Genomic DNA, 757 nt, shown 5'->3' with positions numbered 1-757 from the left:
CAACCCATGAATTAAACTATCCATCATTAGATGTAAAAGAGAAATTTAGTATTGTATATTATGATGGAGAAGCGGAGTTAGGTTTATTAAGACTTTATCAGTTTAATCATAACCAGATCTTATTAGATACTGTTAAACTTATGTTTAAACATTTTATTAATAAAAATTATGATAAATATCATGACCACTGGTTAAGCTACTGTACCAATGAGCTGACAAAAATATGCCCTGAAAAAGAATACTTTGAATTTGGTATAAATAATTATGTTCAGCATATGAAGTTTATAAAAAATCGTAAAACAGCCTATGCAACGTTTTTGGAAATGATGATGGCAGCATACAAAATGGTTGTGCGATTAAAAGAACAGGGGCTGGATGAATTATATCAAAAATCAGAATTTGAAAGCTTAAAAGAATTAATTGAATTAAGAGTAGAATTTCAGCGTTCTAGTGGGTATTTTTATCCAGAAATTGCAATGTATATGGCTCGTCCAGACAAAATATTAAATGCATTTTATGTAAGGCATGACCGTTTCCGTACACGTATAGATGATCAAGAACATAATCTTTCAGGTTATGTAGCTTATTTGAATTACTATATGTGAGGAGTTGAGATGTCAAAATCTAAAATATATTTTTGTAATATTGATTTTGGTCATAAATTGACAGGAATTGAAAGATCCTCATTTAAAAGGGCAATTCTTTTTGATGAATATTTAAATATTACTCCTGACTTTATTACATCTAAGTTTAATCT

Annotated in this window: 1 pseudogene; it reads left to right on the top strand. The window is 28.7% G+C overall.

The features are described 5' to 3' along the window. Positions 1-605: pseudogene (locus KPC_RS20120) on the top strand (poly alpha-glucosyltransferase); the annotation flags it as partial. Between the last annotated feature and the right edge of the window lie 152 nt (positions 606-757).

The sequence above is a fragment of the Acinetobacter stercoris genome, from assembly GCF_900323515.1.
GTDB lineage: Bacteria > Pseudomonadota > Gammaproteobacteria > Pseudomonadales > Moraxellaceae > Acinetobacter > Acinetobacter stercoris.
The sequence above is the reverse complement of the archived record's forward strand: the minus strand, read 5'-3'. Positions and strand labels throughout refer to the sequence as shown.